Annotated in this window: 12 protein-coding genes and 1 rRNA gene; 8 read left to right on the top strand and 5 right to left on the bottom strand. The window is 57.4% G+C overall.

Translation table 11 applies throughout. The annotated features are described in order from the left end of the window. The first annotated feature begins 114 nt into the window (after nucleotides 1–114). On the top strand, nucleotides 115–1,734 hold the full coding sequence (gene nadB, locus ACLH1I_RS00065) for an L-aspartate oxidase (protein WP_017900412.1): 1,620 nt from the start codon (nucleotides 115–117) through the stop codon (nucleotides 1,732–1,734). Here the strand turns inward: nadB and trmN are convergent. Further along, nucleotides 1,719–2,456 carry a tRNA(1)(Val) (adenine(37)-N(6))-methyltransferase TrmN gene (gene trmN / locus ACLH1I_RS00060; protein WP_043520102.1) on the bottom strand — a complete coding sequence of 246 codons (738 nt, stop codon included), beginning with the start codon at nucleotides 2,454–2,456 and terminating at the stop codon, nucleotides 1,719–1,721. The two genes, nadB and trmN, sit on opposite strands and share 16 nt — an antisense overlap. Nucleotides 2,457–2,587: 131 nt before the next feature. Between trmN and srmB the strand changes: the two genes are divergently transcribed. Then, complete coding sequence (srmB, locus tag ACLH1I_RS00055; RefSeq protein WP_004201817.1) at nucleotides 2,588–3,919, top strand: ATP-dependent RNA helicase SrmB; 1,332 nt, start codon at nucleotides 2,588–2,590, stop codon at nucleotides 3,917–3,919. 46 nt (nucleotides 3,920–3,965) lie between these two features. Here srmB and grcA read toward each other — a convergent pair whose 3' ends face one another. Next, nucleotides 3,966–4,349 (bottom strand): autonomous glycyl radical cofactor GrcA, encoded by a 384-nt coding sequence (gene grcA / locus ACLH1I_RS00050; RefSeq protein WP_002914084.1) that lies wholly within the window; start codon nucleotides 4,347–4,349, stop codon nucleotides 3,966–3,968. A 311-nt stretch (nucleotides 4,350–4,660) separates the two neighbouring features. Here grcA and ung point away from each other — a divergent pair, with 311 nt between their 5' ends. Continuing rightward, nucleotides 4,661–5,350, top strand: a complete 690-nt coding sequence (gene ung / locus ACLH1I_RS00045; protein ID WP_004201816.1) for a uracil-DNA glycosylase — start codon at nucleotides 4,661–4,663, stop codon at nucleotides 5,348–5,350. Between the two features lie 56 nt (nucleotides 5,351–5,406). Here the strand turns inward: ung and ACLH1I_RS00040 are convergent, their stop codons facing one another. Further along, complete coding sequence (locus tag ACLH1I_RS00040) at nucleotides 5,407–6,492, bottom strand: tRNA/rRNA methyltransferase (protein ID WP_023318890.1); 1,086 nt, start codon at nucleotides 6,490–6,492, stop codon at nucleotides 5,407–5,409. A 203-nt stretch (nucleotides 6,493–6,695) separates the two neighbouring features. On the opposite strand from ACLH1I_RS00040, the gene trxC reads away from it, so the two are divergent. The 5 genes from trxC (at nucleotide 6,696) to ACLH1I_RS00015 (ending at nucleotide 12,416) form a co-directional block, all read left to right on the top strand. Further along, entirely contained in the window at nucleotides 6,696–7,121 is a 426-nt protein-coding gene (gene trxC / locus ACLH1I_RS00035; protein ID WP_002914091.1) for a thioredoxin TrxC, read from the top strand. A gap of 69 nt (nucleotides 7,122–7,190) precedes the next feature. Then, nucleotides 7,191–7,889 (top strand): tRNA-uridine aminocarboxypropyltransferase, encoded by a 699-nt coding sequence (tapT, locus tag ACLH1I_RS00030; protein WP_032456473.1) that lies wholly within the window; start codon nucleotides 7,191–7,193, stop codon nucleotides 7,887–7,889. Between the two features lie 34 nt (nucleotides 7,890–7,923). Beyond that, nucleotides 7,924–10,575 (top strand): bifunctional acetate--CoA ligase family protein/GNAT family N-acetyltransferase, encoded by a 2,652-nt coding sequence (locus ACLH1I_RS00025; RefSeq protein ID WP_198079913.1) that lies wholly within the window; start codon nucleotides 7,924–7,926, stop codon nucleotides 10,573–10,575. Nucleotides 10,576–10,695: 120 nt separating this feature from the next. Beyond that, a complete protein-coding gene (pssA, locus tag ACLH1I_RS00020) occupies nucleotides 10,696–12,051 on the top strand; it encodes a CDP-diacylglycerol--serine O-phosphatidyltransferase (RefSeq protein ID WP_049004355.1) in 1,356 nt (451 codons plus the stop codon). Nucleotides 12,052–12,092: 41 nt separating this feature from the next. Beyond that, nucleotides 12,093–12,416: a YfiM family lipoprotein gene (locus ACLH1I_RS00015; protein WP_004201811.1), complete on the top strand. Its 324-nt coding sequence runs from the start codon at nucleotides 12,093–12,095 to the stop codon at nucleotides 12,414–12,416. A 3-nt stretch (nucleotides 12,417–12,419) separates the two neighbouring features. On the opposite strand, the gene ACLH1I_RS00010 is transcribed toward ACLH1I_RS00015, so the two are convergent. Together ACLH1I_RS00010 and rrf are read right to left on the bottom strand one after the other, a co-directional pair. Further along, the gene (locus tag ACLH1I_RS00010; RefSeq protein WP_004201810.1) at nucleotides 12,420–13,718 is read right to left on the bottom strand and encodes an MFS transporter; all 1,299 of its coding nucleotides are present in this window, start codon (nucleotides 13,716–13,718) and stop codon (nucleotides 12,420–12,422) included. A 464-nt stretch (nucleotides 13,719–14,182) separates the two neighbouring features. After that, nucleotides 14,183–14,286: ribosomal RNA gene (rrf, locus tag ACLH1I_RS00005) — 5S ribosomal RNA — on the bottom strand; the annotation flags it as partial.

Below are 14,286 nucleotides of genomic sequence, written 5' to 3'. Positions count from 1 at the left end.
CGTTTCCGCTCGCCTGCTGTTTAGCCGTCACAACGCCCGCCAAAAAAAATGTACGATTCCTCACGAGCTGGTGCTATTGTGAGCTAAATGTGTTTAGTAAATTAAACAAAGACGATGAATACCACTCCTGACTTCTCTTGTGATGTGTTGATTATCGGCAGCGGCGCTGCCGGCCTCTCCCTTGCGCTGCGCCTGGCAGAGCACAGTTCGGTGACCGTGCTGAGTAAAGGGCCGATCAGCGAAGGTTCTACGTTCTATGCCCAGGGCGGGATTGCCGCCGTTTTCGACGAGACGGACAGTATTGAATCCCATGTCGAAGATACCCTGATTGCCGGCGCAGGGTTATGCGATCGCCATGCGGTCACCTTCGTCGCCAGCAATGCCAGATCATGCGTCCAGTGGCTTATCGATCAGGGCGTATTGTTTGACACTCAGGTCCAGGCCAATGGCGAAGAGAGCTATCATCTCACGCGCGAAGGGGGCCACAGCCATCGGCGCATTCTCCACGCCGCCGACGCTACCGGCAAAGCGGTGGAGACGACGTTGGTCGATAAAGCCCTCGCCCACCCCAATATCCGCATCCTTGAGCGCAGCAATGCCGTCGACTTGATCGTATCGGATAAGATTGGCTTGCCAGGCACGCGCCGGGTGGTCGGAGCGTGGATCTGGAACCGCAATAAAGAGCGCGTGGAAACCTGCAGCGCGAAGGCGGTGGTGCTCGCCACCGGCGGAGCCGCCAAGGTTTATCAATACACCACTAACCCCGACGTCTCTTCCGGAGACGGTATCGCGATGGCCTGGCGGGCGGGCTGCCGGGTGGCGAATCTGGAATTTAATCAGTTTCACCCCACCGCGCTGTATCATCCGCAGGCGCGCAACTTCCTGCTTACCGAAGCGCTGCGCGGCGAAGGCGCCCACCTTAAACGCCCGGACGGCACCCGCTTTATGCCGGACTTTGACGAGCGCGGCGAGCTGGCCCCACGCGATATCGTCGCCCGCGCCATCGATCATGAGATGAAGCGCCTTGGCGTGGACTGTATGTTCCTTGATATCAGCCATAAACCCGAGGCGTTTGTTCGCCAGCACTTCCCGATGATTTACGAGAAGCTGCTCGGCCTGGGAATTGATTTAACCAAAGATCCGGTACCGGTCGTCCCTGCCGCACATTACACCTGCGGCGGCGTGATGGTGGATGATAATGGCCGCACCGACGTCGATGGGTTATACGCTATCGGCGAAGTCAGCTATACCGGGCTGCACGGCGCGAACCGTATGGCCTCGAACTCGCTGCTGGAGTGCCTGGTTTACGGCTGGTCCGCCGCGGAAGATATTGCCCGACGCCTGCCGCTGGCCCAGAAGGTTAGCACCCTGCCGGCGTGGGATGAAAGTCAGGTGGAGATCCCGGATGAACTGGTGGTTATCCAGCATAACTGGCACGAGCTGCGGCTGCTGATGTGGGATTACGTGGGGATTGTGCGCACCACCCGCAGGCTGGAGCGCGCCCTGCGGCGCATTACCATGCTGCAGCAGGAGCTGGATGAGTATTACGCCCGCTTCCGCGTCTCGAATAATCTGCTGGAGCTGCGCAATCTGGTGCAGGTGGCGGAGCTTATCGTACGCTGCGCGATGTTGCGCAAAGAGAGCCGCGGTCTGCATTACACCCTCGACTATCCGCAGCCGCTGCCGAACAGCGGCCCGTCGATACTGTCGCCCCTGGCTCACATAAAGAGATAAAAATCCTCGGTCAGAGCGGTAAAGCCTTCAGAATACTGCTGCTCTGGCCCGCGAATCGCCAGCCTGTCGCTGAAACACTCCCCCGCCGTCGGGGAGAAAGCCAGCAGCACCCGGTGCGGCGGCCGCAGCTCGGTCTCCGCCACGTCAGTGCGCAGTCGCAGGTGCCAGCCCATCGCGGTTGCCCGTTCGATAAACGCATTACCGATATCTACCGGCAGCACCACGCAAAAAAAGCCTTCTTCGGTGATATGTTCAGCGGCGCAGGTCAGCAGAGAAGTGTGATCGAGCGTAGTGGTATACCGCGCCTGCTCCCGCTGCGAGGTGGCGCAAGGCACCCCTTCCGCAAAAAAGGGCGGGTTACTGATTATCAGTTGATAGCGTCGGGTCTGCGGCGGCTGCCACTGATGAATATCGGCCTGACAGACCTCAACCCGCGAAGCCCATGGCGACGCGAGAGCATTTTCCTGCGCCTGGGCGGCGGCCTCTGCGTCCAGTTCAACCGCATCGACACATACATCATCGCCGGTACGCTGGGCGAGCATTAGCGCCAGCAGGCCGCTGCCGGCGCCAATATCCAGCACATGCTTCACCCCGGCAATCGGCGCCCAGGCGCCGAGCAAAATGCCGTCGGTACCCACCTTCATCGCGCAACGATCGTGGGCGATAAAAAACTGTTTGAAGGTAAAACCATTGCGCGGCAGCGCAAACTTCGACTGAGACATCCTCAATAACCTTGCCGACAAAAACTCCTGAACGTAAGGCTATGCACAATACCGGAGAACAGATAGCCTTACAAACAGATGAACATTACGTCAGTAACGTCTATAATCGGCGGCCCACTCAGAGGTAGAACATGACTGTAACGACTTTTTCCGAACTTGAACTCGACGAAAACCTGCTGGAGGCCCTCCAGGATAAAGGTTTCACTCGCCCGACAGCCATTCAGGCCGCCGCTATTCCGCCTGCGCTCGATGGCCGTGACATCCTCGGTTCAGCGCCGACCGGCACTGGTAAAACGGCGGCGTATCTGCTGCCAGCGTTGCAGCACCTGCTCGATTTCCCGCGTAAGAAATCCGGCCCGCCGCGTATTCTTATCCTGACGCCGACCCGCGAGCTGGCGATGCAGGTGGCTGACCACGCCCGCGAGCTGGCAAAGCATACCCATCTGGATATCGCCACCATTACCGGCGGCGTAGCCTACATGAACCACGCGGAAGTGTTCAGCGAAAACCAGGACATCGTGGTCGCCACCACTGGTCGCCTGCTGCAGTATATAAAAGAAGAGAACTTCGACTGCCGCGCCGTCGAGACCCTAATCCTCGATGAAGCCGACCGCATGCTGGACATGGGCTTTGCGCAGGACATCGAAACCATCGCCGGTGAAACCCGCTGGCGCAAGCAGACCATGCTGTTCTCCGCGACGCTCGAAGGCGATGCGATCAAAGACTTCGCCGAACGTCTTCTGGAGGAGCCGGTTGAAGTTTCCGCTAACCCGTCGACTCGCGAGCGCAAGAAAATCCATCAATGGTACTACCGCGCTGACGATATCGAACATAAAACCAAACTGCTGGTGAATCTGCTGCAACAGCCGGAAGCTACCCGCGCTATCGTCTTTGTGCGCAAGCGCGAGCGCGTGCATGAGCTGGCCAACTGGCTGCGTGAAGCCGGGATTAACACCTGCTGGCTGGAAGGCGAGATGGTGCAGGCCAAGCGTAACGAAGCCATCAAGCGTCTGACCGATGGCCGCGTAAACGTGCTGATCGCTACCGACGTCGCCGCCCGCGGTATCGATATTCCGGACGTCAGCCACGTCTTTAACTTCGATATGCCGCGCACCGCCGACATCTATCTACACCGTATCGGTCGTACCGGGCGTGCAGGTAAGAAAGGCACCGCGATTTCGCTGGTTGAAGCGCACGACCACCTGTTGCTGGGCAAGATCGGCCGCTACGTTGAAGAACCGCTGAAAGCTCGGGTGATTGATGAATTGCGACCAAAAACCCGCGCGCCAAGCGAGAAGCTGACCGGTAAACCATCGAAGAAAGTGCTGGCGAAACGCGCCGAGAAAAAAGAGAAAGAAAAAGAAAAGCCGCGGGTGAAAAAGCGCCACCGCGATACAAAAAATATCGGTAAGCGCCGGAAACCAAGCGCAGCCGGGACGCCATCAGCGCCCAACGAAGAGTAAAAAAAAACGCCGGGTTATCCCGGCGTTTTCACATCTGGCGTTAGCCTTACAGGCTTTCGGTAAAGGTACGAGCGATAACGTCGCGCTGCTGTTCCGGCGTCAGGGAGTTGAAGCGCACCGCGTAGCCAGAAACACGAATGGTCAGCTGCGGATATTTTTCCGGATGCTCAACCGCGTCCAGCAGAGTTTCACGACGCAGCACGTTAACGTTCAGGTGCTGACCGCCTTCCACGCGAACTTCTGGTTTCACGTCTACCGGGATTTCACGGTATTCGATTTCACCCAGTTTGCTGACCGCCACCACGTCATCTTCCGCAAAACCACCTTTGGCGCACAGGCAGCGCGCTTCGCCTTTTTCGCTATCCAGCAGCCAGAAAGAGTTCAGCAGGTCGTCGTTTGCCGCTTTAGTAATTTGGATACCAGTAATCATTTGATGCCTCCCAGGCAGTGTTTATTCGATTTTGGCCTCTTCGCGGCCAATTGGTAAAACCATTGTTGTATGAGTGTATATATATCAGCCGTACCCTCGGCATTCTTTGATGTAAATCAATAAAAACCACTCACTCTAAGTGGGTATGCAAGGATTTTATTGTTTTACATCAAGTTACGCCATGCGCTGCTATAAATAATTTTGTAAATTTTCAATTTTTTTTGCATGAAGGCCCGCGTTGAGCCGTGCCGATTTTGTTCTGTAGAAAGAAGCCGTTAAGCTATAGCAATGACCCTTTGCAGGAGAGCAAGATGACCACCCCTTTAACCTGGCATGACGTGCTGGCGGATGAAAAGCAACAACCCTATTTTCTCAATACTCTGAAGACCGTCGCCGAAGAGCGCCAGTCCGGGATCACCATCTATCCACCGCAAAAAGACGTCTTCAATGCGTTTCGCTTTACCGAACTGGGCGATGTCAAAGTCGTCATTCTCGGCCAGGACCCCTATCACGGCCCGGGGCAAGCCCACGGTCTGGCGTTCTCGGTTCGCCCGGGCGTCGCCATCCCGCCCTCGCTGCTAAATATGTACAAAGAGCTCGAGGCCACTATCCCTGGCTTTACCCGCCCTACCCATGGTTACCTGGAAAGCTGGGCGCGCCAGGGAGTGCTCCTGCTGAATACGGTCCTGACCGTCCGCGCCGGGCAGGCGCACTCGCACGCCAGTCTCGGCTGGGAGACGTTTACCGATAAGGTTATCGCGTTAATCAATGAGCATTGCGAGGGGGTGGTCTTTCTACTGTGGGGCTCCCATGCACAGAAGAAAGGCGCGATTATCGATCGCCAGCGCCACTGCGTACTGAAGGCGCCGCACCCGTCACCGCTCTCTGCACATCGCGGCTTCTTTGGCAGCAACCATTTCGTGCAGACCAATCAGTGGCTGACCGAGCGCGGCGAAGCGCCGATTGACTGGATGCCGGTCCTTCCCGCCGAAAGCGAGTGATCGACAGCCATAAAAAAAGCCAGCATCAGCTGGCTTTTTTTATTCAGGGACAGGTATTACGCCTTGTTCTGACGCCACCACTCCGCCAGCAGAACGCCGGTCGCCACAGAGACGTTCAGGCTTTCGACATTGCCGGTACCATCGATGGCGACGCTGAGGTCCGCGCTGGAGATCGCTGCATCCGACAGGCCATCGCGCTCCTGGCCTAACACCAACACCATTTTCTTCGGCAGCTCGGCTTTAAACAGCGGGGTACCATTATGGCTGGAGGTCGAGACAATCGCGTAGCCCGCCTGACGGAATTGATCAAGAGTATCGATGAAGCTGTCGCCGGTGATCGGCTCAACATGTTCCGCACCGCCTTCCGCCGTACGGATCGCCGCGCCGGACTCCAGCACGCCGGCATCCTGAACCACAACGCCCTTCACGCCGAAGTGCGCGCAGCTGCGCATGATCGCCCCGAGGTTGTGCGGGTTACCCACGTCTTCCAGCGCCAGAACGCAATCTTCTTCTGCGGCCTTCGCGACCCACTGGGCAACAGAGGTGCCGTGGCGTTTTTTGATCAGGAAGCAGACGCCGCCGTGGTGATCGGTCCCGGAGGCTTTCGCCAGCTCGGCTTCATCAACCACATGATAGGCTTTACGGTTAGCCGCCATCCAGCGCAGCGCCTCTTTAAAACGCGGCGTCACGCTCTGAATAAACCAGGCGCGGACAATAGCTTCCGGGCGGCTCTGGAACAGGGCCTGACAGGCGTTTTCACCATACACGCGGGTCTCTTCCGCGCGCTGGCGACGCAGCACTTCCGGATCGATAAAGCTCTTCCCGCTGATCCCGCCGTGATCTTCTTTTACCGGCGTCTCATCGCCAGGGGCGCGGGAAACGGTACGCCACGGGGACGCATCGTCACGATGAAAATCATCGCGCTTGCGCTCATCACGCTTGCGGTCATCGCGTTTACGATCGTCACCGCGGCTGTTTCGTTCGTCACGCGCAGGGCGGCTGCGGCCGTCAACACGAGATTTTCCTGGACGACCTCCCCCTTTCCCGGTACGTGGGTTATGGGTGCGTTTGTCAGAATCATCATCACTGCGGACATACATCACTTTGACCTTGCCGCTTTTATTTTTCAGTTCGTCGCTCATCAATTTTCTCCACCTGCGCTGCGCGAAGCGCGCAGATTACCCGATGTGTCATCGCTTCGCCATGATTTCGTTTAAAAGCCGGCCTCTATTGCACTCATCGAACAAAACGCATTGTCCTTAAATAACACTTAATCGATAATATGTAACATCACAGAAACATATCGGCCACGTGCCACGTTGCAACCCATAACCAGAGGTTAGTTATGAATACCGTTTGTGCCAGTTGTCAGGCTCTGAACCGCCTCCCGGACGATCGTAGCGCGGATGGCGCAAAGTGCGGACGCTGCGGTCACGATCTTTTTGACGGCGACGTCATCAACGCGACCGGGGCAACGCTGGATAAACTCTTAAAGGACGATCTGCCGGTCGTTGTTGATTTCTGGGCGCCATGGTGCGGTCCCTGCCGTAGCTTCGCGCCGATCTTTGAAGACGTTGCGGAAGAGCGTAGCGGGAAGATGCGCTTTGTGAAAGTTAACACCGAAGCGGAACGTGAGCTTAGCGCACGGTTTCGTATCCGCAGCATCCCGACCATTATGATGTTCAAAAATGGCGAAGTGATCGACATGCTCAATGGCGCGGTGCCAAAAGCGCCATTTGATAGCTGGCTGAACGAAGCCGGACAGCAGTAATCCTTCCGGGGCACCGCTTGTGCCCCGTTTTAGCCTCTGCGACAATAGCGCTTTTCATTAGCGACTCCCATGACTGATAACGCTGTCCTTCGCCTGCGCGCCGAACGTCTCGCGCGAGCCACCCGCCCTTTCCTTGCGCGCGGTAATCGCATCCGCCGCTGCCAGCGCTGTCTGCTGCCGCTCAAGCAGTGTCTGTGCGCCACGTTAACGCCGGCGCAGTCCACCAGCCGCTTTTGCCTGGTGATGTTTGATACGGAACCGATGAAGCCCAGCAACACCGGTCGGCTCATCGCCGATATTCTGCCGAATACCGAGGCTTATCAATGGTCGAGAACCGAGCCGCCGCAGGGGCTGCTTGACCTGGTCGCCCATCCCGATTACCAGCCGATGGTGGTGTTCCCCGCCTCCTACGCCGGGCCGGAGCGCCAGGTCCTGAGCGCGCCGCCGTCTGGCAAACCGCCGCTGTTTATCATGCTCGACGGCACCTGGACCGAAGCGCGTAAAATGTTCCGTAAGAGCCCTTATCTGGACGCGCTGCCGATAATCTCCGTCGATCTGTCCCGCATCTCAGCCTACCATCTGCGCGAGGCGCACGCCGATGGACAATATTGTACCGCGGAAGTGGCCATCGCCCTGCTGGACCTGGCGGGCGATGCACCGGCCGCCGCAGCGCTTGGCGAACACTTCACCCGCTTCCGGACCCGTTACCTGGCGGGAAAAACCCAGCATAAGGGCAGTATCACAGCGGACCAGGTGGAAAACGTTTAAAATCATTCGGTCACTGGGATGAAAGGAGACCGGTATGAGCCAACGAGGCCTGGAAGCACTGCTGCGACCAAAGTCCATCGCCGTTATTGGCGCATCAATGAAACCGCAGCGCGCTGGCTATCTCATGATGCGCAACCTGCTAGCCGGTGGCTTCAATGGCCCGGTGCTGCCGGTAACCCCCGCCTGGAAGGCGGTGCTCGGGGTGCTGGCGTGGCCCACCATCGAGAGCCTGCCCTTTACGCCGGATCTGGCGGTACTCTGTACCAACGCGCGGCGTAATCTCGAGTTGCTTGAAGCCCTGGGGCAGAAAGGCTGCAAGACCTGCATCATTCTTTCTTCGCAGCCTGAGCAGTATCCGGCGCTGCTGGCGTGCGCCACCCGCCATCAGATGCGCCTGCTCGGCCCCAACAGTCTCGGCCTGCTGGCGCCGTGGCAAGGGTTGAACGCCAGCTTTTCGCCGGTGCCGATCCATCGCGGTAAACTGGCCTTTATCTCGCAATCGGCTGCCGTCTCCAACACCATCCTTGATTGGGCGCAACAGCGCGAGATGGGGTTTTCCTACTTTATCGCGCTGGGTGATAGTCTGGATATAGATGTCGATGACCTGCTGGACTTTCTGGCCCGCGACAGCAAAACCAGCGCCATTTTGCTCTACCTTGAGCATCTCAGCGACGCGCGCCGGTTTGTTTCCGCCGCGCGCAGCGCCTCGCGAAACAAGCCGATCCTGGTGATTAAAAGCGGCCGTAGTCCCGCGGCTCAGAAGCTGTTGCACGTCAACTCCGGGATGGATCCGGCATGGGATGCGGCCATCCAGCGTGCTGGTCTACTGCGGGTCCAGGATACCCATGAGCTCTTCTCCGCCGTAGAAACCCTGAGCCATATGCGCCCGCTGCGCGGTGAAAAACTGATGATCATCAGCAACGGCGCGGCGCCGGCGGCGCTGGCGTTGGATGAGCTTTGGCTGCGTAACGGTAAGCTGGCGACCCTCAGCGAGGAGACGCGCGACGCCCTGCGCCAGGCGCTGCCGGGCGGCGTCGAGATCGCCAACCCACTGGATCTACGCGATGACGCCAGCAGCGAACATTATCAGCGGGCGGTGAATATTCTGCTTAACAGCCAGGACTATGACGCGCTGCTGGTGATCCACTCTCCCAGCGCCGCCGCGCCGGGCACCGAGAGCGCCCTGGCGCTGATCGACGCCCTGAAGCACCATCCGCGTGGCAAATATGTCACCGTGCTGACCAACTGGTGCGGCGAATTCTCCTCCCAGGAGGCGCGACGGCTGTTCAGCGATGCCGGGCTTCCCACCTATCGTACGCCGGAGGGGACCATCACCGCCTTTATGCATATGGTCGAGTACCGCCGCAACCAGAAACAGCTACGCGAGACCCCCGTGCTGCCGGACTCGTTAACCGCCAATACCAGCGAGGCGCATGCCCTGCTCCAGCAAGCGATCGATGACGGTGCCACCACGCTGGATACCCACGAGGTCAGCCCGGTACTCCGGGCCTACGGCATCCACACACTGCCAACCTGGATCGCCGCTGACAGCGCGGAAGCGGTGCATATTGCTGAGCAGATAGGCTATCCGGTTGCGTTGAAGCTGCGTTCCCCGGATATTCCCCACAAATCAGAAGTACAGGGGGTCATGCTGTATCTACGTACCGCGGCAGAAGTGCAGCAGGCAGCGGATGCGATGATCGATCGCGTCAGGCTGGCCTGGCCCCGGGCGCGCATTCATGGCCTGCTGGTGCAGAGTATGGCCAATCGCGCCGGCGCCCAGGAGCTGAGAGTGGTGGTTGAGCACGATCCTCTCTTCGGCCCGTTGATTATGTTGGGCGAAGGCGGCGTGGAGTGGCGGGCCGAGGACCAGGCCGCCGTGGCGCTGCCGCCGCTGAATATGAACCTGGCGCGTTATCTGGTGATCCAGGCGATCAAAAATAAGAAGATCCGCGGCCGCAGCGCATTGCGACCGCTGGATATCGCGGGCTTAAGCCAGCTGCTGGTTCAGGTCTCGAACCTGATCGTCGACTGCCCGGAGATCCAGCGCCTGGATATTCATCCCCTGCTCGCCTCCGGCAACGAGTTTACGGCGCTGGATGTTACCCTTGGGCTTGCTCCCTTCAGCGGCGACAGTGAAAGCCGTCTCGCTATTCGTCCCTATCCGCACCAGCTGGAGGAGTGGGTGGTGATGAAAAATGGCGATCGCTGTCTGTTCCGGCCGATCCTGCCGGAAGATGAACCGCAGCTGCTCGCGTTTATCGCCCAGGTCACCAAAGAAGATCTCTATTATCGCTATTTTAGTGAGATCAACGAATTTACCCATGACGACTTAGCCAATATGACCCAGATCGACTACGATCGAGAAATGGCGTTTGTCGCCGTCAGGACCACCGCGGAACAGAGCGAGATCCTTGGCGTGACGCGGGCGATCTCCGACCCTGATAATATTGATGCCGAGTTTGCTGTGCTGGTCCGTTCAGATTTGAAAGGGTTAGGCCTGGGCCGAAGGCTGCTGGAAAAGCTGATCGCCTATACGCAAAGCCATGGCCTGCAACGGCTGAATGGGATTACGATGCCGAATAACCGAGGCATGATCGGCCTCGCCAGAAAGCTGGGATTCACCGTTGATATTCAGCTGGAAGATGGGATTGTCAGTCTGTCGCTGCCCCTGAATCAGGGATAATCGCGCGACGCTGACCGCAATTGTTGACCACATTAGCGGGTAGTAATGGTATTATTGCCCGCTTACGTCGTCTGCATGGTACAGAAGACCCTTCAATAAACAGAGAAGAAACGCACTGTGATGTTGTCAAAATTTAAGCGTAATAAACATCAACAACACCTTGCCCAACTCCCTAAGCTTTCTCAGTCAGTTGATGATGTAGAGTTCTTTTACGCCCCTGCGGATTTCAGGGAAGCGTTACTGACCCGGATTGCCAACGCCACTCAGCGTATATGCATTATTGCGCTCTACCTGGAGCAAGATGATGGCGGAAAAGGAATTTTGCAGGCCCTGTATGACGCCAAGCGTCAGCGTCCGCAACTGGATGTTCGCGTCCTCGTGGACTGGCACCGCGCTCAACGTGGCCGTATCGGCGCCGCCGCCTCCAACACCAACGCCGACTGGTATTGCCGGATGGCCACTGAAAATCCGGGCGTAGAGATCCCCGTTTACGGCGTGCCGATTAACACCCGGGAGGCGCTCGGCGTTCTCCATTTCAAAGGCTTTATTATCGATGACTGCGTCCTCTACAGCGGCGCCAGCCTGAACGATGTTTATCTGCATCAGCATGATAAGTACCGCTATGATCGATATCAGTGCATCCGAAACGGCAAAATGGCGGACGTCATGTTTGACTGGGTCGACAATAATCTGGTTCAGGGACGCGGTGTGAATCGTCTCGACAGACCGGATCGGCCAAAAAGTCCGGAAATCAAAAACGACATTCGCCAGTACCGTCAGGAGCTCCGCGACCGCAGCTACCATTTTGTCGGCACCGCCGGTGACGAAGAACTCTCCGTCACCCCGCTGGTAGGCCTGGGGAAATCCAGCCTGCTGAACAAAACTATCTTTCACCTGATGCCCTGTGCCGAGCACAAGTTAACGATCTGCACCCCCTACTTCAACCTTCCTGCCGTGCTGGTAAGAAATATCATCCAGCTGCTACGCGACGGTAAACAGGTGGAGATTATTGTCGGCGATAAAACCGCTAACGATTTCTATATTCCCGAAGATCAGCCGTTTAAAATCATCGGCGCGCTTCCTTATCTGTATGAAATCAACCTGCGGCGTTTCCTCAGCCGGCTGCAGTATTATGTGAATACCGATCAGCTGATCGTACGCCTGTGGAAGGATGACGATAACAGCTACCACCTGAAAGGCATGTGGGTTGACGATGAGTGGATGCTGCTCACCGGCAACAACCTTAACCCGCGCGCCTGGCGACTCGATCTGGAAAATGCCATTCTGATCCACGATCCAAAGCAGCAGTTGGGGGCCATGCGGGAGAAAGAGCTGAATCTCATCCGCACCCACACCACGGTGGTGAAACATTATCGGGATCTGCAAAGTATTGCCGACTACCCGGTGAAAGTGCGTAAACTGATCCGCCGACTGCGGCGGATCCGCATCGACCGGCTGATCAGCCGTATTCTCTGACAATCAGCCCCGCCTCGACGGGGCTTTTTTCTGGAAGCACTATGCGTACAATAATCGTGATTGCTTCGCTGATGTTAACGGGCTGCAGCCACATGGCAAATGATGCATGGTCCGGTCAGGACAAAGCCCAGCATTTTCTGGCCTCGGCGATGCTGTCTGCCGCGGGCAATGAATATGCGCAACATCAGGGTTACAGCCGGGACCGCAGCGCCGCTATCGGCCTGATGTTTTCTGTCAGCCTCGGCGCCTCAAAAGAGCTTTGGGACAGCCGCCCGGCAGGGAGCGGCTGGAGCTGGAAGGATTTCGCCTGGGATGTAGCCGGCGCGACCACCGGCTACGCTGTGTGGCAACTGGCGCACCAGTAGCGGCTAAAGACGCAGGCCTTTGCCCTTGCGATGCAGCATCAGGGAGACCAGGAAGGCGATGGCCGCCATCACCGTTACGTACCAGTAAAAAGCGTGCTCTATCCCCGCCGATTTAAGCGACAGCGCGACATACTCCGCCGAGCCGCCAAACAGGGCATTCGCGACGGCATAGGAAAGCCCTACCCCAAGCGCACGAACCTGCGCCGGGAACATCTCGGCCTTCAGGATGCCGCTGATCGAGGTATAGAAACTGACAATCAGCAAGGCGCAGATCACCAGGCCGAAGGCAGCATAGGGGGAGCTCACTTTTTGCAAGGCGCTCAGGATAGGCACGGTAAATAATGTCGCCAGTACGCCAAAGCACAGCATGGAGGTACGGCGGCCTACTTTATCCGAAAAAGCGCCGAACAGCGGTTGAACCAGCATATAAACGAACAGCGCCGCAGTCATGATCACGCTGGCGGTGCTGGCCGTCATTCCCGCCGTGTTGACCAGATACTTTTGCATATAGGTAGTAAAGGTATAAAAGGTCAGCGATCCGGCGGCGGTAAAGCCCAACACCATCACGAAGGCCCGGCGATTACGCCACAACCCTTTAAATGAGCCAGCCTCTTTCAGCGCCCGGGTCTCCTGCTTCGAGGTTTCGTCCAGCTGGCGACGCAGCCACAGCGCGACGATGGCCAGTACTGCCCCGAGAGCAAAAGGAATACGCCATCCCCATGCATGCAGATCTTCGTCGCTCAGCACCTGCTGGAGCGCCACGACCACTAATACCGCCAGTAGCTGTCCGCCAATTAACGTGACGTACTGGAAAGAGGCGTAGAAGCCTTTCTTTCCTTCAATCGCCACTTCACTCATATAGGTCGCGCTGGTGCCATATTCTCCCCCGACCGACAGCCCCTGGAACAGACGGGCCAACAGAAGCAACGCCGGAGCCCAGGTGCCGATGACTGCATAGCCCGGCAGGCAGGCAATTACCAGTGAACCAAAGCACATCATGCAGACCGAAATAAGCATGGAAGTTTTACGTCCGCGGCGGTCAGCGATCCGACCAAACAGCCAGCCACCGATAGGACGCATCAGAAATCCGGCGGCGAATACGCCTGCCGTTTGTAAAAGTTGAGTGGTGGTATTTCCGGATGGAAAGAAGATATGGGCAAAATAGAGCGAGCAGAATGAGTAGACGTAAAAATCAAACCACTCAACCAGATTTCCCGAGGAAGCGCCAACAATTGCCCAAATACGACGACGGGTGTCAGCCTGCTCCGGCGCGGCCCGTTCGGTAATGCTACTCTCTGTCATTGTTATATTGCTCCAGCAAAGACTGCAATCTGTCTTGTCGGGCGTACCACGTCACGCAGACAAATTAGTTAGTAAACTAAATGTTATATAATTGTTATATCTTTATATGTGATTGCATTCACATTTTTTTTCGTAAGCACGGTTTTCGCGATCAACGCCAGCGCAGGAGCAAGGAAAAAGTGGATTATGGCGAAGGGATTGCCACGACGGGGTTTTATGTTGCTTTGAATGAAGATGATGAGGGAGATATGGTGGGATTTTCGCCGGAGGCGGTGCTGAGCCCCCCTGGCCGGGCTACCGGGGCGTGGCTCCATGTCGGACCCGTAGCCCCGTAAAGCGCAGCGCCACCGGGGAGATATATACCCCACACAGCAAAAAACCCCGCACCTTTCGGGACGGGGTTCTTGTTAAAACGCAAAAACAAAAGGCCCAGTCTTTCGACTGAGCCTTCTGCTTTATTTGATGCCTGGCAGTTCCCTACTCTCACATGGGGAGACCCCACACTACCATCGGCGCTACGGCGTTTCACTTCTGAGTTCGGCATGGGGTCAGGTGGGACCACCGCGCT

It is taken from the genome of Klebsiella sp. 1SOBk10mer, assembly GCF_046602535.1.
Lineage (GTDB): Bacteria > Pseudomonadota > Gammaproteobacteria > Enterobacterales > Enterobacteriaceae > Klebsiella > Klebsiella quasipneumoniae.
This window is presented reverse-complemented; position numbering and strand designations above follow the sequence as displayed.

Bases quoted from the DNA above. Each gene is read 5' to 3' on its own strand.
- tapT (WP_032456473.1), top strand. From the start codon at position 7,191: ATGACTGATAACGCTGTCCTTCGCCTGCGCGCCGAACGTCTCGCGCGA.
- trxC (WP_002914091.1), top strand. From the start codon at position 6,696: ATGAATACCGTTTGTGCCAGTTGTCAGGCTCTGAACCGCCTCCCGGAC.
- pssA (WP_049004355.1), top strand. From the start codon at position 10,696: ATGTTGTCAAAATTTAAGCGTAATAAACATCAACAACACCTTGCCCAA.
- nadB (WP_017900412.1), top strand. From the start codon at position 115: ATGAATACCACTCCTGACTTCTCTTGTGATGTGTTGATTATCGGCAGC.
- trmN (WP_043520102.1), bottom strand. From the start codon at position 2,456: ATGTCTCAGTCGAAGTTTGCGCTGCCGCGCAATGGTTTTACCTTCAAA.
- ACLH1I_RS00015 (WP_004201811.1), top strand. From the start codon at position 12,093: ATGCGTACAATAATCGTGATTGCTTCGCTGATGTTAACGGGCTGCAGC.
- ACLH1I_RS00025 (WP_198079913.1), top strand. From the start codon at position 7,924: ATGAGCCAACGAGGCCTGGAAGCACTGCTGCGACCAAAGTCCATCGCC.
- srmB (WP_004201817.1), top strand. From the start codon at position 2,588: ATGACTGTAACGACTTTTTCCGAACTTGAACTCGACGAAAACCTGCTG.
- ung (WP_004201816.1), top strand. From the start codon at position 4,661: ATGACCACCCCTTTAACCTGGCATGACGTGCTGGCGGATGAAAAGCAA.
- ACLH1I_RS00010 (WP_004201810.1), bottom strand. From the start codon at position 13,718: ATGACAGAGAGTAGCATTACCGAACGGGCCGCGCCGGAGCAGGCTGAC.
- ACLH1I_RS00040 (WP_023318890.1), bottom strand. From the start codon at position 6,492: ATGAGCGACGAACTGAAAAATAAAAGCGGCAAGGTCAAAGTGATGTAT.
- grcA (WP_002914084.1), bottom strand. From the start codon at position 4,349: ATGATTACTGGTATCCAAATTACTAAAGCGGCAAACGACGACCTGCTG.